Below are 26,377 nucleotides of genomic sequence, written 5' to 3' on the forward strand. Positions count from 1 at the left end.
GTTGTGCACTATTGCCGATAACAATAACACTTAGGCATAAAGAAAATTACCATGTTGTATATTAAAACGAATAATTATAAATGTTTAAAGGTGTTCTCTGCCTATTGGACCCTACTGGTGAGTATGGCTTTGTTACCGATCCAGACGGCGATTGCAGGGTCTCAGTCGATCATGATTACCGTCTCAAAGGGATTTGGTTTATCGCTCTATGCTTCCGATCTTGGGGATGCCAAACAGATTGCGATGGGGGCAAATGGCACCTTATTTGTCGGCTCCAATAAGAGTGGCACAGTGCATGCACTTGTTGATAGTAACCAAGATGGTCGTGTAGACAAGCGTTATGTCATCGCCAAGGGGTTAGAGTCTCCCGATGCGATCGCGTTCCATAATGGTGATCTGTTTGTGGCAACTGAAAACCGAATTGTCCGCTTTATTGATATCGAGCAGCGCTTACGCCGTCCAAGTCGTCCTAAAGAGATTTATAGCGATTTACCAGATTCTGATAAGAAAAGTGCTCGAGCGATGAATTTTGGTCCTGATGGCAGGCTCTATGTCTCTATCGGTGCACCTTGCAACGTGTGTGAAGCGAGCGCGCCCTATAGCAGTATTATTGCGATTAATGTGGATACCGGCGCCAGTGAGCAAATTGCGTCAGGTATTCGCGATGTGACAGGTTTTGACTGGTCTCCTCAAGACGGCAAATTGTGGTTTGCCGATCAAGGACGCGATTGGATGGGCGATAACTTACCCCCCGATGAGATTAACCGCATCGATGTGGCGGGCAGCCATTATGGCTTTCCGTATTTACACGCATCATCCGTGGTCGAACCTGCCTATGAAAAGCCAAAAAATTTAAAAATTTCTGTACCGATATACGAACTGCCTGCACACGTTGCACCAACGGGACTGGCATTTTACCGTGGTAAGCAATTCCCAGAAATCTATCATAACCAATTGTTTGTTGCTGAAAATGGTTCTTGGAACCGTTCAAGCAAAGTCGGTTATCAAATCGTCATGTTGAAGCTTGAGAATCAACAGGTGGTCAGTCGCGAAACCGTAGTGAGTTTTCTCGACGGTGAGTTTCCTGTCGCCCGCCCCTATGGATTATTGTCCGGTGAAGATGGGGCCATGTACATCTCGGATGATTTGAAAGGTAACCTGTATCGACTGTTCTATAGGGATGGCGATAATACTGAAGAACCACAGGAACTAGAAGAAAATGAGTGACGCAATCAAGTTAAGCTTGGATGGCGTAGAGCAGATGCCATTGCGGCGCTTTACCGAAGAAGCTTATCTGAATTATTCCATGTACGTCATTATGGACCGAGCCTTACCCCATATTGGTGATGGCCTTAAACCCGTACAACGACGGATTATTTATGCTATGAGCGAGCTTGGTTTATCGGCTCAATCAAAGCATAAAAAATCAGCTCGTACAGTGGGTGACGTATTAGGTAAGTACCATCCCCATGGCGATAGTGCCTGTTATGAGGCGATGGTGCTGATGGCGCAGCCATTTTCCTATCGTTATCCACTCGTAGATGGTCAAGGAAACTGGGGGGCACCAGACGATCCTAAGTCATTTGCAGCAATGCGTTATACCGAGGCGCGCCTGTCGAAGTTTTCTGAGCTGTTATTATCTGAGCTGGGACAAGGTACGGTTGACTGGGGGGCAAACTTCGATGGCACGTTAAAAGAGCCCAAAGTGCTGCCTGCACGTTTACCCCATATTTTGCTGAACGGGATCACTGGTATTGCGGTGGGCATGGCGACAGATATACCGCCACATAATGCCAGAGAGTTAGTGAATGCCTGCGTTGCGCTTTTGGACGATCCCAAACTCGACCTTGCGCAGTTGATGGCCTATGTGCCAGGGCCTGATTATCCTACAGAAGCTGAGATCATCACCCCGTCTGCCGATATTGCCAAAATCTATGAAACCGGGCGTGGCTCCTTAAAAGCCCGTGCGGTTTATACTGTCGAAGCCGGTGAAATAGTGATCACCGCGCTACCACATCAGGCGGGTAGTGGTAAGATTTTAGAGCAGATTGCTGCTCAAATGCAGGCGAAAAAATTGCCTATGGTTGCTGACTTGCGTGATGAGTCTGACCATGAAAATCCCGTTCGCTTAGTGATTGTACCGCGCTCAAATCGCGTCGATTGCGATCAACTGATGGCGCACTTGTTTGCGACCACCGATCTTGAGAAAAGTTTTAGGGTAAACCTTAACGTACTGGGCCTGGATGGTCGTCCAAGAGTTAAGGGCCTAAAAGACTTACTCACCGAATGGCTTGAGTTTCGTGTCGATACCGTAAGACGTCGCCTCGAATATCGTTTAGATAAAGTGTTGGCGCGTTTACATATCCTTGAAGCGTTAATGATCGCTTTTCTCAATATTGATGAAGTCATTGAGATCATTCGTTTTCATGATGAGCCCAAAGCGGAGTTGATGGCGCGTTTTAACCTGACAGACAAGCAGGCTGAGGCCATCCTCGAGTTAAAATTACGCCATTTAGCTAAGTTAGAAGAATTTAAGATCAAAGCTGAGCAGGACGAACTGGAAGCTGAACGTGAAAAGTTAGAGCAATTATTAGGTTCTGAGCGCCGTTTAAAAACCTTAATTAAGAAAGAATTAATCCAAGATGGTGAGACCTATGGCGATGATCGCCGCTCTCCTATTGTAGAACGCCATGAGTCCCGCGCCTTAACAGAGCAAGAGCTTACCCCGAGTGAACCTGTGACTGTGGTGTTATCAGAAAAAGGTTGGGTGCGTTGTGCTAAGGGCCATGATATTGATGCCGAGTCTTTATCCTATAAGGCGGGCGATCAATATCTCTGTAGTGCCATCGGGCGTAGTAATCAGGTGGCTGTGTTTATTGACTCATCCGGTCGCGCCTTTGCCACCGATAGTCATAGTCTGCCATCGGCTCGTACCCAAGGTGAGCCCATTACTACGCGCTTTAATATGGCATCTGGTGAGACCATGCAGCATGTTATTTTGGGGGAAGACGAGCAATGCTTCCTCTTAGCAACCGATGCAGGTTATGGCTTTATTTGTACTTTCAATGACATGGTGTCTCGTAATAAGGCGGGTAAAGCGCTATTGAGTTTACCGACGAATGCCAAGTCTTTATCACCCAAACCGATTGATCGTAATCGAGAGATGTCTATCCTTGCCATCACCAATGAAGGTCGTATGCTACTGTTTTCATTGGAAGCATTGCCGCAATTATCTAAGGGTAAAGGTAATAAGATTATCGGTATTCCAAGCGAGCGCGCTAAAAACCGTGAAGAGTTAATGACACATTTACAACTTGTGCCAGCAGATACTCCAGTTACCTTGTGGGCGGGTAAGCGCAAACTCACACTTAAACCAAGTGATTTAGAGCATTATCGCGGTGAGCGCGGACGTCGTGGGGCAAAATTACCACGTGGATTACAGCGTGTTGATAGTGTGGAATTAGGCGAAGGTGCAGAGGTCTTGCCTAGTATTTAACTGTTAATTTGAGGCTGCGTAAGAGGTAGCCACAAGTTATCAAAACCGTTAATCAAAGCTACTCAAGTTTCACTGGAGTGGCTTTTTTATTCTCAGAGTTATGCGCTACAGAGTCACTGTTCTTAAATACAAGGCATAAAAAAACCTACCGCTTGCGGTAGGTTTTTATTAGCGAATATCCGTAAGGATATTAGAAGTCGTAACGTACACCAACAGAGAATACGTTGTCGTCTTGTAGGTCTACTTTGTTACCTGCTACGACATGGTCACCACGGTACATTGCGTATTGACCGTATACCATAGTTGATTTAGAGAAACGGTAGTCAGCACCCACGTTGAAGTTTTGTACGCTGATGTCTGCGCCTTTTAACAGGTTTGTACCAGTGGTAACGTTTTTGTAGTAGTTACCAAAGCCCGTTTCATCAAAGCCGTATTCGGCTTTCAGGTTAACACCGTTTAAAGTGTAAACAACGTTAACAAAGTAAGTGTTACCATCTACTGAGCTATCAGTTACGCTTTCAGAGTTTTGGAATAAACCACCCACTTTGAAATCGCCAAATTTAACTTGTGCTACACCACGGTATGCATCAACACCCGCAATACCTTTGTTATAAGCAACTGCTAAATAGTAGTTTTGATCTTTGAACTTGCTATCACCCAGAGTTGCACTCAGAGCGTATAAGCTTTCGGTGGTTTTTGCAGTAGTGTCGTTATCATCGAACAGGTAAGTGGCGTTTAAGGTCACTAAATCAGCGATTTTTGGTGAGTAGTACCATACACCATCTGCGCTACGAGTTTGTGCGCTGACTAAACGGTCGATATCGGCGTTGGTGTTACCAAATACGTCTACGTTACCTTCTGCTTGCTTAAATACTGTGTCATTACGACCCACTAATACAGTACCTGCATTAGTTTTTAAACCGAGGAAAGTGTTACGAGCTTTGAACACATCACCTGAGCCAGAAGTATTTTCAACTTGGAATTCCATTTGATAAACAACATCATAGCCATCAGCGATTTTCTCAGTACCTTTAACACCTAACAGTGAGAAGTTGTTTTCTAAATAGGTACCAGCATTGTTTTCATCAGCATAGTTTTTAGTATCAACACCATTGGTGCCTGATTGTAGAGTTGCACCTGTTTCAGTATTAGTTAATGCAAGCTCTAAACGACCATAGAAGCTTGGGCCTTCGGCTAGCGCACCGAATGAAGCCAGCGCTAATACTGATGCAACTGATGCAGAGATGAATGTCTTTTTCATGTTTTGTGCTCCCTCGAACCTAAGTTCTTATCCATTTTTCATGGTTTTTGTGTGGTTTAACACGTTTGTTACAGAAATAAGTAACAAAGTTGCCGCCGATTTTTACAGTTTTATGCCTTGCAGGCTGTGTCATAGATCAAGTTTTTAGCTCTCCTTGCCTGTATTCGGGGTTTTTTAGGACATTTCCCTATTACTTGACCGAAAATCGGCGTGTAAGAGATAAAACTGTATTTTTGGCATACTACTAAAGAGGTATGCGAAGTGCCGTAGCATATACAGACCGGCGGGCCTAACTGTAGCATATACTAATGTTGTCGCAAGTTTGTCATATACGCGTGAGTTGGTGTTATTGGGTACCGAGTACAATAAAAAAAACAAGTAAAGTTACTTTTTAGCAACAAAATACCTGCGAGGTTGTTGTTTAATATATTTAAAATTAATTACTTAGCTGATGTTGCTGTTCTGTTGTTTAGATATTGTATTAACTCAGCTAGCATAAGCATTAGTTCAATGCGATAGCCATGATCCTAGACCATAGTATTAGGACGTATTGAGGTTTTGAGTGTGAATTTTGTTCGTTCTGGCAAGCTTGTGCTTGCGATACGTGGAATGATTATTGACGAGTAAAGCCGTCAATCAACGTGGGTTTAGCGCTTACATTTGCATTCGTGCAAACATGTCTGCTCAGTGCCTTAGGAAAGCCAAGTGGTTTAATTTAATATCTAGCTGCATCTTTTAGCTCATGGGTTGAGTTTGATTTCGGTTTTTGGCTTAAATCGTTTAGAATCTTCGGCGCATTTTTCATGCATTATGCTGCGTTGGTAAGTGTTTCTCCTCCTTCTCGTTGCGGCTGGGTTCGCTAGATATAATAAGGTAAGTATTGATGACTGAAGCCTATCAAAATCGCTTTGGTGGCATAGGCCGCTTGTACGGGCAAAAAGCGCTTGCGAAATTTGCAGCATCTCATGTCGTGGTAATTGGTATTGGTGGTGTGGGCACTTGGGCGGCTGAGGCATTGGCAAGGAGTGGTATTGGTCAAATTACCTTAATTGATTTAGATGATATCTGCGTGACCAATACTAACCGTCAAATTCATGCGCTTACCTCAACTATTGGCGATTCTAAGGTTGTAGTTATGGCCAAACGGATCCGCGAGATTAATCCTGATTGCCAAGTCAATGAAGTAGAAGATTTTATTACGGTCGACAATCTGGGTGACTATTTACTAGGTTCTCAGTCAGGCGGCAATATTGATTATGTTGTTGATTGTATTGATGCGGTAAAACAAAAAGCAGCGCTTATTGCTTGGTGTAAACGTCAAAAAATCAAGATTGTGACCGTAGGTGGTGCTGGTGGGCAAGTTGATCCAACTCAGATCCAACTGACTGATTTGGCTAAGACCTATCAAGATCCGTTGCTTGCAAAAGTGCGTAATATTCTTCGCCGTGAATATAACTTCTCCAAAAATGTACAACGTCGTTTTGCTGTGGATGCCGTTTTTTCTAGTGAACAGCTCGTTTACCCTCAAGCTGATGGCTCGGTTTGTAGTACCAAAGCCACCGCCGATGGTAGCATGCGGATGGATTGTGCTTCGGGGTTTGGTGCTGTGACTATGGTCACTGGTACTTTTGGATTTGTGGCGGCGAGCCGTGTCCTTTCTCGGTTGGCACAATTAGCTAACGAATAATCCAATTTGTGTGTTTTATTGTTCTAAATATTTTCAAATAGTGAACTCGTGGTGAGTGGTTATCTTAGGCGCATCGCATTGGTTAAGAGGAATGCGAATGTTAAATTGCGCGCCGCCGAGTGAAGAGTCTGCTTGATAGCTCATTGAACCTTTTAACAAGGTGACTGCATTAAAGGCGGCGGATAAACCTAATCCCGTGCCGCCTTTACTTCTATTGGTGGTAAAGAAAGGCTCGAACATATGTTCAGCGACTTCGGGGGGGATTGCGACGCCATTATTTTGGATGCTGATATTCACAAAACCCTGCTCAATACTGGCGGAGATTTGTATCTGATTATCTTCTCGGTCTTGAAATGCATGGGTATAAGCGTTGGACAATATATTACTGACGATTTGGTTTAATAGACTCACATTAGTTTGAATATTTAAGTTGGGATCGACTTGTAGGTCGGTTTTTGCGTTGAGTTTAGGATGCATTATCAAGCTAGACGCTAAAATCTCTTTAAGCTGCCTTTGCAGATTGATGCACTGATGCTCTTCGTGGCTGCGGTCGATAGCAATAGTCTTGAATTTTTGAATTAGGCTGCTGGCTTTGGTGATATTACGAACTATAAGCTCACAGCTTTGTTGATACTCGTCCAAAATCGCATTGATTTCGTCGAGTGTTGCGTGCTCACTATGGATAAGCTCAATGAGTTCTTCTATATGATTTAATTGTGCGCTTGCCGCCGTTAAGCAAATACCAATGGGGGTATTAATTTCGTGCGCCACACCAGACACTAACCCTCCTAAGGCGGCCATTTTTTCCTGTTCAACTAACACCTGTTGTGCGCGCTTTAGAGCGGCTAAGGATTGCTCTAACTCTTGGGTTCGTTCTTTAACTTGTCTTGCTAGTTCTTCCTTATAACTACGTTCGAGTTTCAGTAAACGCTCTCTATCTTCTAATGCTGTTTGTAACTCTGCTTTAGAACTTTTCAGTGCTTCAAATGAGCTGCGAAGTTGCCCTTGCATGCTGTTAATCGCATCAGCAACTTGTTTAAACTCATCGATTTTCTCCTTACGTTCAAATTGAAGGGGTTCGAAGTCCGCGTCTAAGTTAATCCGTTTGCAGTATTTACTGAGTTTATCGAGATGTTTAGTGATGTTGTACCAGACTAAAAATAGAATAAATCCAGCGACTAAGAAGGTTTTTATGCCATTGGAGAGTAAAATAAGGATGGCTTTATCGTAAAGGCGGTCATAAATGGCATCCATGTCTACTTGTACTTCTAAAGTACCAACGTTGATATTGTCGGTCGGTGATTTATACACCAGAGGAAAGATTTTATTTAAAGTATGAGTTGGTTTTGGGGTTCCTCCGTTCCACGACTGGCCACTATCATCTTTGATTGAAATATAGTTAATATCAGGTAGTTGGATGAGACCATTCAGTTGGGTGTTAATCAGTCTTTCATCTATTACCCAAATACTTGCGGCTAATACATCCAGGTTAGCTTTCTCGATATTAGAAAATACCCGATCAATCCGACTAACATCGCCACGATAATCGCTAATGAGTTGGTAGGCTGTCGTCATTAGTGTGATTAAGGAGCTGAATAGCACAATTGACAAGGTGAGGTGCCTACCAATCGGGCTTTTTATAAATTGACTGAAGAATGTCAGCATCTTAAATAATCTTTATCTGATAGCAAGTTGGATGCTTATAAGCATAGACTCAAGCTTAAAAAATTTCGCATGTTATCCCAGTGAAAAATCCCTCAATATTGAATAAAGCAATGGCATCAAACTTGCTTGGTCTTGGCTAAGTTCAATTTTTTGTCACTGGGATAACACTATGATTAAACTCAAATTCGATTCAGTGAAGTTGTTTAACCCTAAGAAGGTAATGTTTCGGGTTATGCTGTGGCTAATGGTGAGTTGTGCGGTTTTATTGGCGATGCCGTCAAATATTCTTACTTTGCTGGCACTGGATAAGTTTGTACCCGAGCACGCACATTTTGTCGGGCTTGGACTTATTATCTCGATCGCGTATTTTTTAACTCAGTTATTGAACTTGGGATTAGATGAGTCGATTCGTCATTTAAGTGATAAGCGCATCACCGAGACCATTGAAGCAAAAGTTAATTTGCTGGATCGTGCAGAGCGAGCATTATTACGAGAATTCTTTTTGCAAGGAGCCACTATTTTGACATTGCCGCAAAACGAACCCGCGGTCAAAAGTTTGCTCAGTGCCTGTATCCTCGAATGTTTAGGTAATGAACGTCATTACGCAATCCAAGGGCCCACAGCAGACTATAAAATTTCGATGAAAGCACGTATCTACTTAAATCGGGGCGTTTTACGTTTACCTGCAGGGGAACCAAGTGAAGAAGAAATGCAACATCTGATTAAAGCGCGCCCGCAGTTTCTCAATGGCTTAGTACAAAACCGTAAACACGCAGCTTAAGTGTAGCGTTGGCTCTAACTCGAAATTACAGGCATAAAAAATGGGGGTTAATGGAACCCCCATAACAACGTGCAATTTTTACAAGCTACAATGAACAGAATAACAATTTGGAAGCAAAAACTACGATTGTTGCGCTGACTTCACGATAAACATCCAAGTGATATAAGAAATTATCCCTATAGTGCTAAAGATAACGATCATTGAAAGTAAACCAATTGGGTTACCGAACATTAAATCTAACCAAAATGCCATGATTGAAATCCTCTTTCTTGTGAAGTCATCCATACACTAGCGCTCTTACTGTCAGCAAATACTGATCCTGATCAATAAAAAATCGACGTCCCAAAACAATCTTGTAACCAAAGATTAACCCTGTGATCTACCTCAAATTTAGCAGGTGATGAAATTTTATCAAGCTCAATCTTTTGGGCTTTGTTTCTTACTTCATTCGGGACTAGTCTTAAGAGTAGTAACTATTAAGTGATACCAAGAACAAGGTATTTGCTAATCCGTTTTAGCATTGATTGAAGTTAGACTGCATTTTTGAAGGAGCCAAAAATGGCTAGCACCACTGTTAAAAGGGGCACTATGGGATATGGTATTATTTTCGCTCCCATGGTCTTACTTTTATATCCCCTTTATTGTTTGCTTAGTAGCGCGCATTGGGTTGCAACCTTATGTTTAATTGCACTTGCCCTTATTCTATTTTTTAACATTAACAAACTTATCCGTAATCTGAGGCACCTCGAGCGTGCGGCTCATCACTTGGGTGACGGTGATTTGAGTTACCAGCTTGATGAGAAAGATGCGGGAGTGTTTCACACTGTCGTTCACAGCATCAATCGCATGGGTGAAGATGTTAGTCGTACTATTCTATCTCTAGTTGATACCAGCGAATGGATGAAGAAGGTCGCCACCGACATCAAGACGATTAGTGAGCAGGCAAAACAAGGCGTTCTGGAGCAAGAACGTCAAACCGAGCTTGCGGCAACGGCCATGACCCAGATGGTTTCAACCGTACAAGAAGTGTCACACAATGCGGCTAATACCGCGCAAGCCGCTGATATTGCACAGACTTCAGCTAAACATGGTGATGAAGTCATGGGCGCTATTGTCAATAAAATCAGCGATATGACGTCGCAAATTCACCAAACAAAAGCAGTGATTGAACACCTTGCTGCCGATACGAATAGCATTAGCAGCATTATTGAGACTATCTCGCAAGTGGCCGAACAAACCAACTTATTGGCTCTTAATGCGGCGATTGAGAGTGCTCGAGCGGGTGAGCATGGCCGTGGATTTGCGGTTGTTGCCGATGAAGTCCGTAATTTGGCAAAACGTACCTCAGAGGCGACCGCTGAAATTCAACAGCAGATAACCGCATTACAAAAGGGCGCTCAACAAGGGGTTGAAGTGATGTTAAAAAACGTCACTATCGCCGATGAAACCGCCTTGATGGTAGAGAAAGCGCATCAATCTTTGGGTGAAATTGTCACTCACGTTGAAAGCATTACTGATATGTCTCATCAAATTGCCACTGCATCGGAAGAGCAGCATGCCGTTGCAGAGGAAATTAACAAAAATATCAACGCGATGGCTGAATTAGCGTTGAAAAATGCGCATCATACTAATCTAACCAATCTATCTAGTCTTAAGGTTTATAATATGTCTCAGGAGATTGGTTCACTGCTACATCGTTTCCATGTGGATAAGCAGCTATTTACCTCTAATCAAGCCCAAAGCCAACTATTTGTAAAATGGGGGCCTGAACTTGATATCGGTATGCCGGAGATTAACCGCCAGCATCAACGCTTAGTCTCTCTTGTTAACGAATTGCACCGTACCTTAAGCGAAGCCTATGGCCTCGAAGCGATTAAACGGATTGTTCAAGGACTTGTGGATTACACCGCGAATCATTTTTCCTATGAAGAAGAGTTGTTTGCTCGTTTTGGATACCCACAAACTATTGCCCATAAGGAGAAACATGCGCAGCTTGTTGGTCAAGTGCTTGATTTTCAAAAGCGGGTTGGTAGAGGTGAAGATGTGGCTGACGAGTTAATGGTATTCTTAAAATCTTGGTTGGTTAACCATATTCAAAAAAGTGACAAGGAATATACGCAGTTTTTACTTTCCCATGGCGCTGAGTAGATTAAGATGCTGTTTTAAGAGTCATCGAGCAGTATCCAAGGTAAAATTAATAGACGCCGGATTTTTGAGCGGTTAAAACTAATTTGCCAACAAGGTCTTTAAAAGGGCTTGCCATTGTCTTTGGCAAAGGTATAATTCCCACCACTTAGAGCCAGCTAGTTGTTTTTATTAGCTCTAAGTATTGATAATGCCAGAGTGGTGAAATCGGTAGACACAGCGGATTCAAAAGTCACTGCGTTACGATATTAAACTTCACTAAGCTGTTGTTATTAAGAGTTAATTTGAAATAATTAACACGCAAAAGCCTTGCAAAGATTTGCAAAGTTTTTGAAGCTCCAAAGTTGTGCCAGAGTGGTGAAATCGGTAGACACAGTGGATTCAAAATCCACCGCCCTTAAAAGCGTGACGGTTCGAGTCCGTCCTCTGGTACCATACAAATAGCCGACATTAAGTCGGTTTTTTTGTATCTAAAATTCAGCATTGTTAGATACTTACCGCTTTAAGTCCAGCTTTTTGTTGGTACACACATGCCCTTTAAGATCCACCACTCTGCACATATCGATCTAGGTTAGATCTTTAATCGTCGTGGTTTTCCCATTCTCCATTACCGACTTGATCCCGTTGTCCCTTGCTGCGGTACTCGAATACATTTGGCTAGTGCCAATGATCTGATGGTTCGCGGCTTTTAGGTTGAAGTACGGCTTATCGTTTTTCGCCACTTCTTTGGCATATCGGGCTTCGATAGGGGAGTTGGTTTGAACGGATTCGATACCATTCATGGCACCACTCTTACCCGTGTAGAGTTCGCTGGTGAGGATGACTTCTCCGTTACCAGCCTTAAGCACAAACTTAAATTGATCGTTACTGCTTTTGCTTAATTCATACCATCCTGACATGGAATTGCTCCTTCTTCTTTAAGGCATTGCATAGCGCAAGCGAGGAAACCATTTCCTGCTCGTGCCTCAGTCTAGTCGACTTTATCTGGTTTGATATGTGCCGATGCCACATTTTGAGTGTTTTGAGGGTTAGTCTGTCGAAATACTGACATTAAAAACGTCCATTTCCTGCCAGTAACACAAGAAGTTTTGCTCCCAAATTGGGTAAAGCTCTGCTGCCGCTTCAATTACTAATAGTCCGCTAATGGATTGAAACACGCCGCAGCTAAAGTCAAAGTCCAACTCTTTCACTAATTCCCATTGCCCCGCATAGCCGACATAGCAAAAGTCGGTGATGTAGCATAACTGCCATTGGTCAGCATATCTCTCTAGCCTGATTTCCACGGGATGAAAGCCACCTGTTTGTGGACTGTAATCGGGGTCCCGAAAGTTAATGGTGACAGCGTTGCTATCAATATTTTTCACGAGTTCTGCCAGTGCTTTGGTAAAGACAGGTGACACGGGTAATGGTAGGTCGGTATTAATGGTTTTCATTATTTAACCCTCAAAAGTGGCAAAACAAAGGGGGCATCGTGTCCCCCTGTTGTTGGTATGGAATATGGGTGATGTGAGTTGTCACTTACTTGGTTTGGTGGCCTGTTTCTCTGTGTTAGCTGATGTCTTATCGGTTTTGGCCTTCTTGCCTATCTTGGGGGCGGGGGCGAGTAACTGCTCGTCTAACTCGCCTTTCTCCACGGCATCAATCACCACCTTAATCACCGCTGGCAAGTTGGCCTTTTCACCGACATCAATAGCGGGGCAACCTTTTTCCAGTTCGATGGGTTTGTTACTAATCCGCACTTCAAAGTAGTAGTGCTCGTTGTTGTCATAGAACCAAGGTCGGACGATGTAACGGCGGCGAATTTTCTTACGCTCACCAGTCTCAGGGTCTTTAACCGAGCGCTCTTTGTAGGCTTCAAATTCACGGCCTTCAATCATGCATTCGGCTAACGACAATTGCTGGTCTAGCTTGTCGAGTAACTTCATCCGTTTGCCGAGCACAGGTGGCTTAGGGGCAATTTCAGGGCGAGCGATTACCTTGAGAGAACTCAATACTGTGGTCATGGTGTGTTTCCTTTAGTGGGTGTTAGCGGATAAATCCGATACGAGGTTGCCCTTGTTTGCGGCTGTTCTCGGTGGTGAGGAGCGCAAGGGCGGTTGCGCGGTGGTCGCGCTTGGGTTCAAAACGTTGGCGTCTTGCTAAGATGGCAAAGTCGCCGGGCGTTAACTGGTTTAGGCTGTTTAGGGTTGAGACTTCTTCATGGGTTAGGCGTTTAATCCCAAGAACTTGCCGATACAGCGCTTGGCGTTGGTCACTCGTTAAATAGTCACACACCAACTTGAAATCAAAGCGGCGCATGACCGCACTATCAATACTGGCAAGCGCATTGGTTGCTGCGAACACGGGCAGAGTGTTGCACTCAAGCTGTGATAGCAGTTCGTTAACGAGCTGCACTTCATGCAGCGCTTGAGCGCTATCGCGTTTGCTGAGCAAGCTATCGACTTCATCGATGAGCATCAGCTTTTGCTGTTTGTGCGCTTCTCTGAAAAGCCTCGCGATGTTCTGCTCGCTGTCCCCGACATACTTACTGAGTACATCAGAGCATTTGATGTGCATCAGCTCAAAGCCGTGGGTTTCGGCTAAGTGATGTACCCATGCTGTCTTGCCTGTACCAGGGGGACCACTCAGCATCACCCTAATCGGCATGGCCTGCTTAACCGCATGATTAATCGAGTCCAGTGTTTCTACGGTAGTCACACTTGCTGCATCATCACCGCCTTTGAAGTTGACCATGTTGCTATCGAACGCTAGCTCCCCTTGATACTTTGGCGGTGGTGCTTCTTCACCACAGGCTTCTAGGGTGGCATCAATCACTTCATCAATAAGGACTTCAGCCTTGGCACCTTTGAGTTTGAGTGTCATCGCCACATGGGCAGCATTACCAACCATGGCGGGAGTGACATTAGGCTTCTCTGCCAGTAGCAGGTGATAGTCCTGTGATACCTTCAGCGGTGTCAGTAAGTGCTCATTGATGGCATAGGCAAAGGGTTCATCGGGTACAGGGACTTCCATCACCAACTTAAAACGGCGAATAAAGCTGGGTTCTAACAAGCCAACATGGTTGGTAATCCAAATGGCAGGAACAGGATTTTGCTCTAGCGCCTGCATCAATTGTTCTTTGGAATACTGTTCATCGGCTTGCACAAATAATGCTTCACACTCATCGACCAGCAACAAGCTGTCATTGCTGTGAGCCAGTAGACCTTGTAACAAGTTCAGGTGAGCAAGGCGTATGCTGGTTGCCTTTGCGATGTTATCGCTTCGGTATTGGCTCTCGATTAACTGCTGACTTTGGACTTCCAGTAAATTGCGCTTAATCGTCTTTGCCAATGTCCGAGCAAGCTCCGTTTTACCTGTACCCGCTTTGCCATAGAGCAGGATATTGACGCCTACCGAGGGCTTTTGAGTGATGGCCGCAAGGTAGTTAGCCAGTAAGTCAGTGTTCACATGCCCAAATTGCGACAAACTAAATTGTGCCTCGGGGCTTTTGCTGAGCATGGGGGCTAAGAAGTCGACTGCACTGGTTAACTTCTGAGATACTAAAATGGATACCAGTACGCTTGGGAACAGCAATCGATAAGGCGCACCCAAGGTCGCTTCTGCAATCAGTTGGTAACGCTCGAACACCGCCAACTGCGACAGGATGACCTCTAAATCAAGGGTTGTCTTACCTAGTAGCATGCGTTCTAGTACATCAAAGTCATCATCAATCAGTAATTCGGTTAACTCCCTGAGTCCGGCATTGGCATTGATGACAATCAAGAACTCAACTACAGGTTGCATCTGCGGCATTAAGCCAAGCAACTGACCAAGAAACTGCGCGTTATGCTTAACCGTTGCCGTGTTGAGCGGTGCGCGGTCTTTGCTTGGTAGCTTGAGTGATGCATCCTCTAGGCTCAGGCGAAGAAACGGCTCTATCTGCTCGCCTGTGATTGCGCCCAGTATCGAAGATGGCACTTCCTTGTCGACGGTAATGGCGGCAAACATCAATGCTTCACTCAACTGAGAGGCGAGGTAGTGGCAATGATTGGCACGCCATTTACGGGGTGATTTTACACGCTTTAACATCTTGTTTTCCCACCCCGTTCGTTCGGTGCTGACACATAGTTCAGGGTGGCAGCGGCTTCACGCATAAACGCATCACCGCGCTTGTCATAAATGGTGGTAGTACTGATATCTGCATGGCCTGCCATTTGACGCACGGTGTTGATATCGACGTTTTGCTCCAGTAGCCGAGTTATAAAGGTGCGGCGCAAATCATGGGGTGATGCACCTACTACGCCGATATCTCCAAGCTTGTCTTTGACTAACCGATAGAGCGCATCCCGACTCACTGGGCGGTAATGGACGATAGTGCCAGTGGCGCGACAGTGGCAAATGAGTGGTCCCGACTGCATCTTACGCACGTTGAGCCAAGCGATGACATGCTGTTCAACCCAATTGGGTAAGAACAGAATGCGGCTCTTGTTGCCTTTACCTGCAACCACCTTAATCGTTGACGTTGCACTGTCATAATCGGCGAGCATCAGTGCCGCAAGCTCACTACGGCGCAGCCCCGTTCCGAGGAACAGTGCAAAGATAGCTAACGTGCGAAGTCCATACGTGTCTTGGCGCTTGGAAAGCAAGGCGAGTAGCTTAGTGACTTGCTCAGCACTCAGGGGATTGCCCTGATGGGCACCGTGTTTCATGTTAGCGATGCTATTGATATGCGCGACTTGCTGCATATCAGCTTCACCCATTAAGGCCGCGACTTTGACGATACTCTTAATCGCTGTCATCGCACGGTTAATCGAGCGCGCCGACCACTGCTCGTGGATTAGCAATGCGCGTATCTGCATCGCTTGTTGATAGTTAATGCTGCTGAGTTGCTTGCCTATCGCTGCGTCAGGCCAGTCCATTAGCTGTGCAATGCTGCGCATCTGCGAAGCAATCGAGCGCTGACTATTGGGCGCAAGACGGCTCAAATAGAGCGCATAAGCAGTCGCTGTAGTCATAGATAACTCCAGTAAGAATAGTTTGATATGTTGCTAGGGGATTGAAACAGAAGGGAGTAGTGATACCACACTGTAAGTGTATGGTATCACAAGTGCGGCTATTTTTCAGCCGCTGTTTTTGACACGGTTAGCTTGGCTAAGCCTTGGGCGATATGATGCACTTTCGTAACTTACTCAGCACTTTCTCTTGCATCAACTTAAACTGTTTACGATTAATAAACATTGCATGACGCTGAAGCATTTCACTCCGAGCCATAAAGGCGGTTTCATCGTACTCATTTTTCAAATAAACCATTAGACCATCTCTAAGTGCTAATTTGCGTTCTGCCTCATTTAAATTGCTGAGTATGTCAGGATTATAAATTTCGACTGATTTAAACAAGTGACTCATTTTATGTAGGTCTTGTAGCAACAGAGTACTTCCAGACTGCTGGGGGCGGTAGACATTCTCATACCGTGAGATGGATAAGGGGTTACCGTCTACATTAATGAGCATCGATAGCCTATTCTTGGCCTGTTTATGCGACTTCTCTAACAACTTTTCTGACTTACTATAAACAACGATGTGGCTATCACCTTGCTTGCAGATGTACATCGTTTGAACAAAGCGCATTTCCTTATGCTCATGCTGACTGTGGTTACTAAAATGTTTAACCTTTGGCTTATCTACAATCACTAAGGGTGTTGAAACACACAACAAATCTATGGCGACATCACAACGAGTGACCTTAGCGTTTTGCATTTTTGCCTTATAGTCCTTAATGCACTTAGAACGCTTAAGTTGATAGAAAAACTCACTAATCTGTTTGGGTGTAAACCTCGCAGGAATAAGCTCAAATCTTAGCTTATTGTGCTGGGTGGCACGACTTTTAGCGTTATCACCAAAGAAAATGCGTATCTGTGCGGTCTTATCAGTCTTTAATGAGAATGTCAGTACATCACTATAGAATTGGCCATTCTGGCGCTTAGTTTTTTTCTTAGAGCACTTGAATTGAGTGCTTTCGTAGATAGATGGAAATTGACGGTATAGCTCATTCATCTCATCTTCAGCCACATCCACAGTAATATGCAGTTTATCGATGATGGGATAACACGCCCATGCCTGTGGGTTGGCTAATTGAGATGCAAGCAAGATACTCTGGAGGTGCAGGCCTTTCGCGCTATCAGAGACATAACCTACAGTGGCATGTTGTAATGCGTATTTCAGCGCTTTTGTGTCCATCACGTTTGGCGCTGTATGCTCGGCTAGACGTAGGTGCATAGACTTAGAGACAAACGCGTTATGACTAACACGATACTGAGGGATGGCTTCTAGATAGTTATCTGGTTTAATGTGAATATCATTGCTAGTGTGGTCTAAGTACTTAGAACTATTAGACATAGTACTATTAATGATTGATTTAGATGATTTGTGTTTCATTAGGATTCTCTCTGTAAACTGTTAAATAGAGGGGAGGGATGCCTCCCCATCACAAACCGAATCAATCAACGATATTGGCAATTACCTGCCATTTTTCAGAGGGACGTCCGGTCTTCTTGTTGGTATTTACAGATTTAATAACCCCTTCATTGACCAGCACTTCCAGTGCCTTTTTGGCTTTGTCGTTGTCATTTTTGATCCCAGCCCAATTGCGTTGAGTGATATCACGAGTAGTGAAGCAGCGATCTTTATCCATGAGTTTTTTGAGGTTTTTCAAAATTTTAAGTGCATTTTGCATTTTTGGAGTCTTAGAACCCCAAAGTTTTTTCAAATGCATCAGGTAGTGTTTTGCCCAATGTATTGCCATGCGGATATCACTACTTTCGAGTGTTTTGAGTGTGAAAAGTGACTTTGGATCCTTTTCGTATTGACGTAATACCGCGCATATCAGTGCGATGCTCAATACCATATCGGGGTACTTTGAGAGTTTGTTTTTAACATTTTCAGAGATAGCATCTGATTTTTGCTGCTTAGCTAAATTAACCTTGAACTTTTGAAAGATTGATTTTGCTTCATCAGATAAACTGACTTCGATGAGCTGATCTTGTGCAGTGGTATAAAGTTTAATGAGCAGCTTTTTTAGTTTTTTAAGCACTTCATCCGGGTTTACAATATCTCCGGTATACGGTTCTAGATATTTTGAGTTTGGATAGGCGATACATTGTAGGCGATCGAGATAACCGTCGTTGGTGATCTTCTCTTCTAATACTTTGCTAATCAACTTTTTAATCACGCTTGGCTGTGTCGTGCCTAGGATAGACGCAACTGGTGGGCGCACAGAATGATTGCGCTTGTTAGCGGTGACATTGGTATAGTTGCTTTTGCCGTCCATCGTTTCGATTAGGTAGCGTCGAATGTTTCCATTTTTGCGTTCAAATATGTCTTCTAAAAAGACGGCTAGTTCATCTTTGTAAATTAAGACAGGAACCGCTTGGTTAGCTGCAATCTGCATCAAGCCTTTTAGTGTCACGTCTTGTACTGTCAAAATGGTTGAGTAGATGAGCTTTGGTAACTCAACACACTGTTCTAAGACATTATCCAGTTCCTCGCGGAGCTCTTTGGCTTCTTTAGACTGAGGCGGCAAATTGTGTAGAGCATCATTAAGTCGACGAGCTTCCTTTTTGAAATAACAGTTATCCATTTGCTGTTTGATTAGATTTTTTTCGAAGATCTTTGACTGTTCAGCGAATTTCTCTGCTAATTGCAATTGGATTTCATTTATGAATTGCATCAACAATTGTGGCGAAGCCGATTTATTGCTCCCTGGTTCAGCAATAATGATGCCGGAAAGATTGGGGGTTACTGAGTAGGTTTTGTTGTCGATGTAGGGGCGGATTCGGAACTTATTGGCTATTGCACAGCTAAGGACGCAGTGCATCCCAGCAGCAGCAAATTCAATGCATGAGGCTGAGGCAAACGAGATAGACTTCACTAGTTCTAGGCCAAACTTTGGAAGCTTGTCTTCTACCACTAATGGCTTTGTTGGGTCGTAAACAATGTATTCGAATGTGGATATTGAATAGTCTTGAATACCCTTTACTAAATTGCCTTTTAAATTTTTAGTCTTTGTGATGGCCTTTATTTTTGGCTTCTTCTGTGGTGTGATTTTCTTTGTTACCTTACGCAGCTGATTCTCCTTGTTTTTACCTTGTTGCACTTGGGATTTAGAGTGATTTTTTTGTTTCTTCATGGTGTGCTCCTCTAGAAAGTTACCCGACTATTAACACATGAGGCATGAGTAGAAGTTAGGTACAGTCATATTCCATTAGAATCCATGCTGTATCCTAAGTCAGGAGTCTATAAGTATTTGTTAAATATTTATCTTATTGTTTTTAATCATTTAATTAGTAAAATTGCATACATCTTGTGTTCTTTTTGATGAATGATAGTATAGTTGAGCACTTAGCCAAATGAATGGGCGTACTAACAGTTATAGAGAGGAAAGTTATGGCTGATATAGGTACAATTGAAAATCCAATAATTCCTGTCCCTGAGTCAATTACAGAAAAGAAACAGGAAAATTCAATTTATATGGCAAGGTTCTTGCTGGATTACTACTCTGATTTCCAATATTCAGAAGGAAGTGAGGCTGCTGAATTATCTGATTTGAAGTATGAAAAAAATAGTGATTACTTTTGCTCAAATGTCTACTCTAATCCATTTTTGAAAATCAATGAGATAAAGATAGCCCTATTTTTGTATAGCAGATTTAATTCTAGATATTTTTTAGGTGAAGTTTTTTCGGTTTCTAGGAAAAATATTCGAAGAAATAAAAATGGTTTAGGTGGGGGGATTAATGTTGGTGAGTTAGGTTATATTGTTATAGGACATGAAGATGCTCCGTCTAAGGAGGCTATTTTCGAATTTGATGAAATTGAATGTCTGACCGATTTGGTGAGATGTGAGTTGGATATTCGAATTAGTGAGTCTAGACTTATAGAGGTTTTGAAGAGATTGCACAGTTTTTCATATATAACAATGACAAATATCAATTGGTATAACACTAAGTTTGGTATCGAATATCTAAGGGAAATGTTTAAAGATAGATATTATGATTTAGATGATGTTAGGGGGTTTATTTCAGGAAGGTCAGTGCTGAAATATATTAGAATTTGCAAAAGAATGGTTCATTCAGATATGAGTTATCATTGGCTCCTAAAAGCTAGAATAACTGACAATTCATAGTATGACTATATATTAATTTACCTGTAGTTAGCTGGTTGATGAGTTAAGATTAATGTAATTATTATAAATAATCATAGATAGAAAAGTATATTTTATGTGTCAAGAGTTAGATGTGGCTATTTTCCTGGGATATATTAATTGAGGTAAGAGTTGCTCAAAGTGGAGGTGTTGGTGCTATTTGCATTTTTTACTTATTTTTGGAGAAAATGGAAGTGATAAAGTCATTAAAAACCTTATCACTATAAATAAAAATACTTATGCAAGTATTGGTTAGGTGTATCTTCTAACCCATTCTGGCTCATCTAAGCCCACACGAGATAGACTACCACTATACTCTTCGATAATTTTTTGCGCGTACATATCTTTTAATTCAACCACAAACTCAAATGCTTCAGGAATTTGTTCGGAATGGTGGGTAGGGTAAAAAATTCGTTTATTTTCAACTAACTCAGACAAAACACTTCCAGTCACAGAGCCGTTAAACTTAACAGTTCTAAGAGAATATGTACCTTTGTTAACTTTCAGTTTGACACCTGCAGGCGTAAGAAAATCAAATGACTTATCTGTCACCTCAGTTAGAGATAAGAATAGGAAGCGTCTGTGGTCGCCTGTGTACAGTCTAACCGAGTCACATCTTTGTTGAATACATATGTAATAATTATTGTCTACGCTACTTTTTACCACAGTCCCGAGAGACAGGTTTGGAGTATACTCATCACCTATAAGGACGTTTCTGTGTTGGCATAAGTTTGCGAAATTTTGGTTTATTTCATCGTAATTTGTATCTTCGGTAAACAATGTAATAGCAAACTTTGAAGCTAACAGCTCAACCTTTTTGTTTGTTATTTGCGGATTTTCAGGACCTTGAATTATTGCTTTGTACTTGTCTTCGACAACAGCATGAGGCTGAAGAAGTTGTATCAGTTTTCTTTTGTTTAATCTAAATGTAACGTTGTCATTAGTTCCGTCAGCTTTTTTAAACTGATAGTCTCTCTCTTGAACATTTTCATTTAGCCACGACTCTACTAGGTCATTATTGATATAATGGTTCAATCCTTTGTAGCGTAATGTAGACATAAAAGTACTACCTAATAGATCTATAAGCAGCTCATTAGCGTCATGGGTGTTAGGTAGCAAAGACTGATGGGCAAGATATGCGGCATCAAGTTTTTGTGAAAATAGGCTTAGTATGTGGTTAAAGTTACGCCTTACTTCAGATAGGGACTCCATAGCAAAGTTAGATAGTAACCCGCAAGTTAATGATGCAAACTGTTCAGTAATGAATACAGGTAGATTATTGTATGTAACACGTTTCGTTCTCAATAATTCAGCGTGTTGGCCTCCTGCCTCTTCACGATTAGATTTAGCGATAACCATGATTTTACAGAAGCTAGACTTTATTGTGCAGTTATCATTTTCATCAATATTAAAGTCATTCAAATTGTGTTTAGCTAATTCTTCGTGTACATCTGTCGCTATTTGCTCTAGGTCTGTATCACCTGTATATATGAGAATTAATTTGACGCTATTCTTACAGGATTCATCATTTAGTAGTTGCGTTATTATTCTTTTGGTATAAATACCCCTAACATCATCGACTTCTGCATCCGCTTCGTCATCCGTTTCCTCGACTGGTTTATTCTCTTCAATTAATATTTGCCAATCGATTACTGCCACATCAGCTTTTTTTGCTACAGATATTAGAGAATCTATTTCTTGAGTTGATGTAGGCTCGTAAACGGCACATACTTTTCCATTCTCAGAAAAAGCTTTTGTTATCTCTCTTGCATCAAAGTCATGTTGATCTGAAATAGTATTATTTTTGTATGCTTTATCGTCGATAAAAACTATACTTTGTATAAAGTTATCAGTCGCTTTTTCTGATTTTTTAGTAAAGTTAGTCATTATTATTAACCTTGGAAATCTTGAACGTTACTGTGGAATTTTCTCTTGGTTCATCTAGTAATAGGTGATAGCCCGCAGATTCTAGGACTTCATTGCTAATATGAAGCCCCATTCCACGCCCATTGTCTTTTCTCGAAAATCCAAGATTAAAAATTTTTAGCTTATCTTGAGGCTTTATCTCCAATCCATTATTAGATATATATACATTTCCTTCGTTATCAGCATGAAGCCTAATAGTCTTATTCTCGTTTCCACTTTCGTTTAACCAATGTATAGCATTGTCGATTACATTAACAAAAACAGGATAGAATGTAGACCTATAACCAGTTATTTTTGCCCTTGAAAATCCATTTGTATGTTTGAATTCGATATTATGTCGTTTAAATCTGTTCTTAAATAAATCTATTAAGAAGTTCTTTATTTCTAATAGCTTAATTTCTTCTGTACGTCTGGATAATCGTCTATTCAATGGTGTAAATAAGTTTAAGTAACCATCTAGATGTTCAAAATTAACTTTAATGTTTCTGTATACCCCGTCTAGATCTTCATTCACGTCAGACCAAGCTTTTAAATCTTTAAGACTATTTCGAATAGACCTGACAGTGCTATTAAATTCGTGGTGTATAACACCTACTGCTAGTCCTAGTTGACTAAGTTCCACATCGACATTTATTTTTTCACGAAGGCTATCTAACTCCTCACTAAGTGCCCCTGTAATTTGTTCATTAGTGATATAATTGTTTTCTTCATCTTTCTCCCAATATATTCCTTCTAATTGACGAATGATTGTATCTAGAACGTTAGTGTTTCTTTCTGAAATTGACGTTATTTCATTGGATAAAACATTCCGCAAAGCAACTAAATTAATGTCTGGTTCATCATCTATAGAGACGTTTTTAAACCTATCTTTGACTTCTCTAATTTGATTGTCCAAATCAATCATTAAATCATTAGCTAATGATTTTACTCTCTTAGAAATGTCTAGTACGGATTCGTTAGCTAACTTACGTTTCTCTGAGTTTATCTTTTTTGCCTGTTCGGATATCGCCTCTACAGCTTTTTCTAACCTTCTTCTTTTATTTATTTGAATATGAAGATCAGCTACCGTCTCTTCAACGAAAGAGTCTATTTTTATTAGAGCTTTTTCGAAAATATTCAGATTTATTTCATCAAATATCTCCAAGTATGTTTCATAATCTTTTTTTAATTCCCCCTTTACGTAAAATCCTCTAGGAGCTGGTACAATAATATATTTTCTATATTCATTTAATTTTTGTCTCGACTTGGCTTCAATATCAAGGATTTTTTGACCTGCTAAAATTTCATCTTTCTCTATAGATACACTCTTGAAATCAAAATCTATTTCTCGAAGTATGTTTTGGACATGGTCATTGAAAGCATTATCCTTATAAAGTTCAAAAAAGTTAATTAAGCTAGCTTCAAATTTTGATTTTCTTTCCTTTGCCTGCTTCTCTCTTTTTTCTAATGCTTTATAAGTTTGAGTTATCTCAATTCTTTTACTATTCCAAGCCTCTGACTTTGGGGATTCATCATCTGAAGAAAAAAAATCCGCAGCAATCTGTATAAAGAAATTTTTCAGAATATTTTGCATTTGCCGGTAAGATTTATTTTCAATGAAGCCTTCTCTTCCTGCTTTTTCTTTTAAGTCACTATTTTTGTCGTGAGATATGTTAATAACTCCAAACATTCTTCGATATGAGAAAAAGTATGAAAAACGAAAGTTTCTTCTCTTTTCTATTTCGAGGTAATCATAATCTGAATCACCATAAGGCAAAATTCTTATATTATCTTTATATATGTATAAACCACCAAATTTATCAGCCTTTGCTCTTATTCTTGCATGGTTTTCATTATCTAGTATTGATTCGGTTTTTCTACCTTGTATATAAGCAAAGTTTATGGAGAAAGGCCCACATCTAGTTGGTTTAAAGTTATTTTCTGTCCAATTTACAATATGATCAAAAGTCTTTTCATTATAAATTTTCACCATTCCTTGAAATTGACCATATTCATCAAATTTTCCTTCAAAGTGGTGATCTGCTTTTTCAAAATCTTCTACCGAAAAGAAATTTTCTCTATCAATAATATCGATGTAGCTTTCTTCATCATACCTGTAATCTCTAAAGACAATATCCAATGTAGGTGCAGGATGCTTGGGAGTCATAGTATTGTGAAATCCCATCAACATCTTTTCAATTTTTGTGGCTTCTTTTCCTTTATTTGAACCATCGATGTCATTGTTAAAAATTGGATCAATAGACGATATATAGAAAAAAGTACCACCGTTATCTATGCCACTAAGATCGTAGATACCTACTAGTTTTTTGTTGAGGTCTTCAGGAGAAACATTAAAACTATAAAGAGTTGAAAGTAGTGATTCATACTCATCTTCGGACAGATCTCCTTGACTGTTAAGAACGTCAATCGAAGATCGTACCTCAGCTTTCATAGAATCTATGTTGGTCCGGCTAGGTAAAGTACTTAGTGATTGTATGGGTATCGGGATGTCTTCTAGGTTTAAACCAGGGATTTCAAACAATTGCCAGTGAATCAGAGCCACTGTTACATCAGGTTGTCCTTTAGCTTTTGTAACGATTAGGACTATACGTCCTATCGATGCAATTGCGAGCCGGCCAATTCCCTTTTCACCCATAGGTGTTCGAAATTTCTTATTTTTATCGATACGAGGTTCGAGTGACTTTTTATGATTAACTTTTGATTCGGTTCCCAAAGTTAACCAACGATTTTCAAAGTCTTCCCTAGTCATTCCTATGCCATCATCTCGTAGCACAAATAGATCCTTCGAACGGAAGTAGTCTATATCTACTTTATCTGCATATGCATCATGGGAATTTTTTAGGAGTTCGTTAATCGCTGTAGGAATGCCAGCAATTTGCTGACGACCTAACAGGTCTAATGCCCGAGCTCGTGTTTTAAAAGTTGCCATAGACCAATCTCACGCTGCTGCATACAGTTTGTAACTGATTAATAATAAAAAAGAGCCTACATAATAGGCTCTTTTTTTATTCCATTCCATTCATAATGGTTTCGATGAGAACTTTACCTAATTCGGGCGGTACAGCATTACCGATCTGTTTCGCTTGGTTTGTTGTACTTCCAAAGAAAGTAAAGTCGTCAGGGAATGTTTGAAGTCTTGCGGCATGTCTCAATGTTATCCCATGGTTTTTCCAAGGATGAACAAAACGCCCTTTAGAAGGATTGTTGCAGCCTGTTGTAATAGTATTTGCTGGTTGGTGAATGAACATTCTTCCGTACACATCTTTATGACCAGCATAACCGTTTGCATGGCAATCCAACTCAAACTCTTTTCCCGCGTCAGTCCGGCTGCCGTTTAGTCGAGTTCTCTGAAATCGCCTTTTCATTTTTTCTGTAGGTTGCATATGAACTTTGCACGGGTCATCGTCTTTGACTGGTTGCCCTGACTCCAAATTAGATAACAGATTTCTAGCCTCATCAGCACTAAGCTTTGTACGAGGTAAAAAATACTGCTTAATGTAAAGTTCTATCAACTGATTAGTGAGAGGTTCGAACACAGAAGATGCTGTTCGCCATTGGGGTTTTCTATCTTTGGCATGAATTGAACTAGGTGAAAAGTGTGTCTGTTTAGGTGGGAATATTAGTTTTTCATGGTGCACATCTTCACGTATACCAAGTATAAAAGCACGTTTTCGATTTTGAGGAACACCGTAGTCTTTTGCATTCAATGTGCCGCAAAATATGATCTTATAGTTGTGTCTATTTGCCAAATCGATGAACTTATCTAAGTAGCTCTTGTGTCTATCCCAGAAAAGACCGGCTACGTTCTCTACAAGAAAAGCTTTAGGCGAAAAAGACTCAACAAAGTCAAAGTATCTAAGAAGAAGCTGATTTCTTGGGTCATCTACTCCTGCATCCTTAATCCGATGGCTTGAAAAACCTTGGCAAGGTGGTCCACCTAAAATGAGAGAAAGTTCTCCAACCTCTATTCTGAGCTTTTCCCTTAGCTCTTCAGGATTGATTTTAAGAATATCTTCGTTGAGTAGATGGGTTTTTTGGCCCAATCTACTTATAATATTTTGGCTATAAGTTTCAGAAGCCGCAGCATCGAGCTCAATTGCAGCTACGATATCTAAGCCAAGATTATGAGCTGCTAGACTGAAGCCGCCTGCTCCAGCAAATAAATCTATAGCTTTGTATGACATTCAAATGACCTTCGTAATTCTGAGCTTGGACATTCTACTGATTTGTGCCTAAATA

19 protein-coding genes and 1 tRNA gene are annotated in these 26,377 nt (G+C 41.4%); 7 read left to right on the plus strand and 13 right to left on the minus strand.

What is annotated here, in order from left to right; all coding sequences use genetic code 11:
* The first annotated feature begins 51 nt into the window (after nt 1-51).
* Entirely contained in the window at nt 52-1,227 is a 1,176-nt protein-coding gene (locus IEY09_RS00525) for a PQQ-dependent sugar dehydrogenase (RefSeq protein ID WP_188869394.1), read from the plus strand.
* A complete protein-coding gene (parC, locus tag IEY09_RS00530) occupies nt 1,220-3,496 on the plus strand; it encodes a DNA topoisomerase IV subunit A (protein ID WP_055647704.1) in 2,277 nt (758 codons plus the stop codon). Before IEY09_RS00525 ends, parC begins: the two co-directional genes overlap by 8 nt.
* 190 nt (nt 3,497-3,686) lie before the next feature.
* Here the strand turns inward: parC and IEY09_RS00535 are convergent, their stop codons facing one another.
* Entirely contained in the window at nt 3,687-4,757 is a 1,071-nt protein-coding gene (locus tag IEY09_RS00535) for a porin (protein ID WP_037428011.1), read from the minus strand.
* 883 nt (nt 4,758-5,640) lie between these two features.
* Between IEY09_RS00535 and tcdA the strand changes: the two genes are divergently transcribed.
* Nucleotides 5,641-6,444: a tRNA cyclic N6-threonylcarbamoyladenosine(37) synthase TcdA gene (tcdA, locus tag IEY09_RS00540; RefSeq protein WP_188869396.1), complete on the plus strand. Its 804-nt coding sequence runs from the start codon at nt 5,641-5,643 to the stop codon at nt 6,442-6,444.
* A 33-nt stretch (nt 6,445-6,477) separates the two neighbouring features.
* Here the strand turns inward: tcdA and IEY09_RS00545 are convergent, their stop codons facing one another.
* Complete coding sequence (locus IEY09_RS00545) at nt 6,478-8,109, minus strand: sensor histidine kinase (RefSeq protein WP_047539347.1); 1,632 nt, start codon at nt 8,107-8,109, stop codon at nt 6,478-6,480.
* A gap of 169 nt (nt 8,110-8,278) precedes the next feature.
* On the opposite strand from IEY09_RS00545, the gene IEY09_RS00550 reads away from it, so the two are divergent.
* Nucleotides 8,279-8,890 carry a superinfection exclusion B family protein gene (locus IEY09_RS00550; RefSeq protein ID WP_047540754.1) on the plus strand — a complete coding sequence of 204 codons (612 nt, stop codon included), beginning with the start codon at nt 8,279-8,281 and terminating at the stop codon, nt 8,888-8,890.
* Nucleotides 8,891-9,010: 120 nt separating this feature from the next.
* On the opposite strand, the gene IEY09_RS00555 is transcribed toward IEY09_RS00550, so the two are convergent.
* Nucleotides 9,011-9,142, minus strand: a complete 132-nt coding sequence (locus IEY09_RS00555) for a DUF3149 domain-containing protein (protein ID WP_011715898.1) — start codon at nt 9,140-9,142, stop codon at nt 9,011-9,013.
* Between the two features lie 306 nt (nt 9,143-9,448).
* Here IEY09_RS00555 and IEY09_RS00560 point away from each other — a divergent pair, with 306 nt between their 5' ends.
* Nucleotides 9,449-11,038 carry a bacteriohemerythrin gene (locus tag IEY09_RS00560; protein WP_188869398.1) on the plus strand — a complete coding sequence of 530 codons (1,590 nt, stop codon included), beginning with the start codon at nt 9,449-9,451 and terminating at the stop codon, nt 11,036-11,038.
* 345 nt (nt 11,039-11,383) lie between these two features.
* Nucleotides 11,384-11,470 (plus strand) — tRNA-Leu (locus IEY09_RS00565).
* 131 nt (nt 11,471-11,601) lie between these two features.
* On the opposite strand, the gene IEY09_RS00570 is transcribed toward IEY09_RS00565, so the two are convergent.
* The 7 genes from IEY09_RS00570 to IEY09_RS00600 all read right to left on the minus strand — a co-directional run bounded on the left by IEY09_RS00570 (nt 11,602) and on the right by IEY09_RS00600 (nt 19,199).
* Nucleotides 11,602-11,934: a YegP family protein gene (locus IEY09_RS00570; protein WP_011073636.1), complete on the minus strand. Its 333-nt coding sequence runs from the start codon at nt 11,932-11,934 to the stop codon at nt 11,602-11,604.
* Nucleotides 11,935-12,063: 129 nt separating this feature from the next.
* Complete coding sequence (locus tag IEY09_RS00575; RefSeq protein ID WP_188869400.1) at nt 12,064-12,468, minus strand: DUF2787 family protein; 405 nt, start codon at nt 12,466-12,468, stop codon at nt 12,064-12,066.
* Between the two features lie 81 nt (nt 12,469-12,549).
* On the minus strand, nt 12,550-13,038 hold the full coding sequence (locus IEY09_RS00580) for a hypothetical protein (RefSeq protein ID WP_188869402.1): 489 nt from the start codon (nt 13,036-13,038) through the stop codon (nt 12,550-12,552).
* 22 nt (nt 13,039-13,060) lie between these two features.
* Nucleotides 13,061-15,103 carry an AAA family ATPase gene (locus IEY09_RS00585; protein WP_188869404.1) on the minus strand — a complete coding sequence of 681 codons (2,043 nt, stop codon included), beginning with the start codon at nt 15,101-15,103 and terminating at the stop codon, nt 13,061-13,063.
* Nucleotides 15,097-16,029, minus strand: a complete 933-nt coding sequence (locus IEY09_RS00590; RefSeq protein WP_188869406.1) for a tyrosine-type recombinase/integrase — start codon at nt 16,027-16,029, stop codon at nt 15,097-15,099. The genes IEY09_RS00585 and IEY09_RS00590 overlap by 7 nt, the downstream gene beginning before the upstream one ends.
* A 136-nt stretch (nt 16,030-16,165) precedes the next feature.
* Nucleotides 16,166-17,449 carry a hypothetical protein gene (locus tag IEY09_RS00595; RefSeq protein ID WP_188869407.1) on the minus strand — a complete coding sequence of 428 codons (1,284 nt, stop codon included), beginning with the start codon at nt 17,447-17,449 and terminating at the stop codon, nt 16,166-16,168.
* A 61-nt stretch (nt 17,450-17,510) separates the two neighbouring features.
* Entirely contained in the window at nt 17,511-19,199 is a 1,689-nt protein-coding gene (locus IEY09_RS00600) for a DUF3987 domain-containing protein (protein WP_188869409.1), read from the minus strand.
* A gap of 257 nt (nt 19,200-19,456) precedes the next feature.
* Here IEY09_RS00600 and IEY09_RS00605 point away from each other — a divergent pair, with 257 nt between their 5' ends.
* Nucleotides 19,457-20,194: a hypothetical protein gene (locus IEY09_RS00605; RefSeq protein WP_188869411.1), complete on the plus strand. Its 738-nt coding sequence runs from the start codon at nt 19,457-19,459 to the stop codon at nt 20,192-20,194.
* A gap of 270 nt (nt 20,195-20,464) precedes the next feature.
* On the opposite strand, the gene IEY09_RS00610 is transcribed toward IEY09_RS00605, so the two are convergent.
* From IEY09_RS00610 to IEY09_RS00620, 3 genes are all read right to left on the minus strand, one after another.
* A complete protein-coding gene (locus IEY09_RS00610) occupies nt 20,465-22,099 on the minus strand; it encodes a response regulator receiver domain (protein WP_188869413.1) in 1,635 nt (544 codons plus the stop codon).
* Nucleotides 22,092-25,067 (minus strand): ATP-binding protein, encoded by a 2,976-nt coding sequence (locus IEY09_RS00615; protein WP_188869415.1) that lies wholly within the window; start codon nt 25,065-25,067, stop codon nt 22,092-22,094. The genes IEY09_RS00610 and IEY09_RS00615 overlap by 8 nt, the downstream gene beginning before the upstream one ends.
* A gap of 76 nt (nt 25,068-25,143) precedes the next feature.
* Nucleotides 25,144-26,322 carry a DNA cytosine methyltransferase gene (locus IEY09_RS00620; RefSeq protein WP_188869417.1) on the minus strand — a complete coding sequence of 393 codons (1,179 nt, stop codon included), beginning with the start codon at nt 26,320-26,322 and terminating at the stop codon, nt 25,144-25,146.
* Between the last annotated feature and the right edge of the window lie 55 nt (nt 26,323-26,377).

The organism is Shewanella xiamenensis (assembly GCF_014647135.1).
Taxonomy (GTDB): domain Bacteria; phylum Pseudomonadota; class Gammaproteobacteria; order Enterobacterales; family Shewanellaceae; genus Shewanella; species Shewanella xiamenensis.

Excerpts from the sequence above, each read along its gene's own strand:
- IEY09_RS00525 (WP_188869394.1), top strand. The coding sequence starts at position 52 with ATGTTGTATATTAAAACGAATAATTATAAATGTTTAAAGGTGTTCTCT.
- parC (WP_055647704.1), top strand. The coding sequence starts at position 1,220 with ATGAGTGACGCAATCAAGTTAAGCTTGGATGGCGTAGAGCAGATGCCA.
- IEY09_RS00535 (WP_037428011.1), bottom strand. The coding sequence starts at position 4,757 with ATGAAAAAGACATTCATCTCTGCATCAGTTGCATCAGTATTAGCGCTG.
- tcdA (WP_188869396.1), top strand. The coding sequence starts at position 5,641 with ATGACTGAAGCCTATCAAAATCGCTTTGGTGGCATAGGCCGCTTGTAC.
- IEY09_RS00545 (WP_047539347.1), bottom strand. The coding sequence starts at position 8,109 with ATGCTGACATTCTTCAGTCAATTTATAAAAAGCCCGATTGGTAGGCAC.
- IEY09_RS00550 (WP_047540754.1), top strand. The coding sequence starts at position 8,279 with ATGATTAAACTCAAATTCGATTCAGTGAAGTTGTTTAACCCTAAGAAG.
- IEY09_RS00555 (WP_011715898.1), bottom strand. The coding sequence starts at position 9,142 with ATGGCATTTTGGTTAGATTTAATGTTCGGTAACCCAATTGGTTTACTT.
- IEY09_RS00560 (WP_188869398.1), top strand. The coding sequence starts at position 9,449 with ATGGCTAGCACCACTGTTAAAAGGGGCACTATGGGATATGGTATTATT.
- IEY09_RS00570 (WP_011073636.1), bottom strand. The coding sequence starts at position 11,934 with ATGTCAGGATGGTATGAATTAAGCAAAAGCAGTAACGATCAATTTAAG.
- IEY09_RS00575 (WP_188869400.1), bottom strand. The coding sequence starts at position 12,468 with ATGAAAACCATTAATACCGACCTACCATTACCCGTGTCACCTGTCTTT.
- IEY09_RS00580 (WP_188869402.1), bottom strand. The coding sequence starts at position 13,038 with ATGACCACAGTATTGAGTTCTCTCAAGGTAATCGCTCGCCCTGAAATT.
- IEY09_RS00585 (WP_188869404.1), bottom strand. The coding sequence starts at position 15,103 with ATGTTAAAGCGTGTAAAATCACCCCGTAAATGGCGTGCCAATCATTGC.
- IEY09_RS00590 (WP_188869406.1), bottom strand. The coding sequence starts at position 16,029 with ATGACTACAGCGACTGCTTATGCGCTCTATTTGAGCCGTCTTGCGCCC.
- IEY09_RS00595 (WP_188869407.1), bottom strand. The coding sequence starts at position 17,449 with ATGAAACACAAATCATCTAAATCAATCATTAATAGTACTATGTCTAAT.
- IEY09_RS00600 (WP_188869409.1), bottom strand. The coding sequence starts at position 19,199 with ATGAAGAAACAAAAAAATCACTCTAAATCCCAAGTGCAACAAGGTAAA.
- IEY09_RS00605 (WP_188869411.1), top strand. The coding sequence starts at position 19,457 with ATGGCTGATATAGGTACAATTGAAAATCCAATAATTCCTGTCCCTGAG.
- IEY09_RS00610 (WP_188869413.1), bottom strand. The coding sequence starts at position 22,099 with ATGACTAACTTTACTAAAAAATCAGAAAAAGCGACTGATAACTTTATA.
- IEY09_RS00615 (WP_188869415.1), bottom strand. The coding sequence starts at position 25,067 with ATGGCAACTTTTAAAACACGAGCTCGGGCATTAGACCTGTTAGGTCGT.
- IEY09_RS00620 (WP_188869417.1), bottom strand. The coding sequence starts at position 26,322 with ATGTCATACAAAGCTATAGATTTATTTGCTGGAGCAGGCGGCTTCAGT.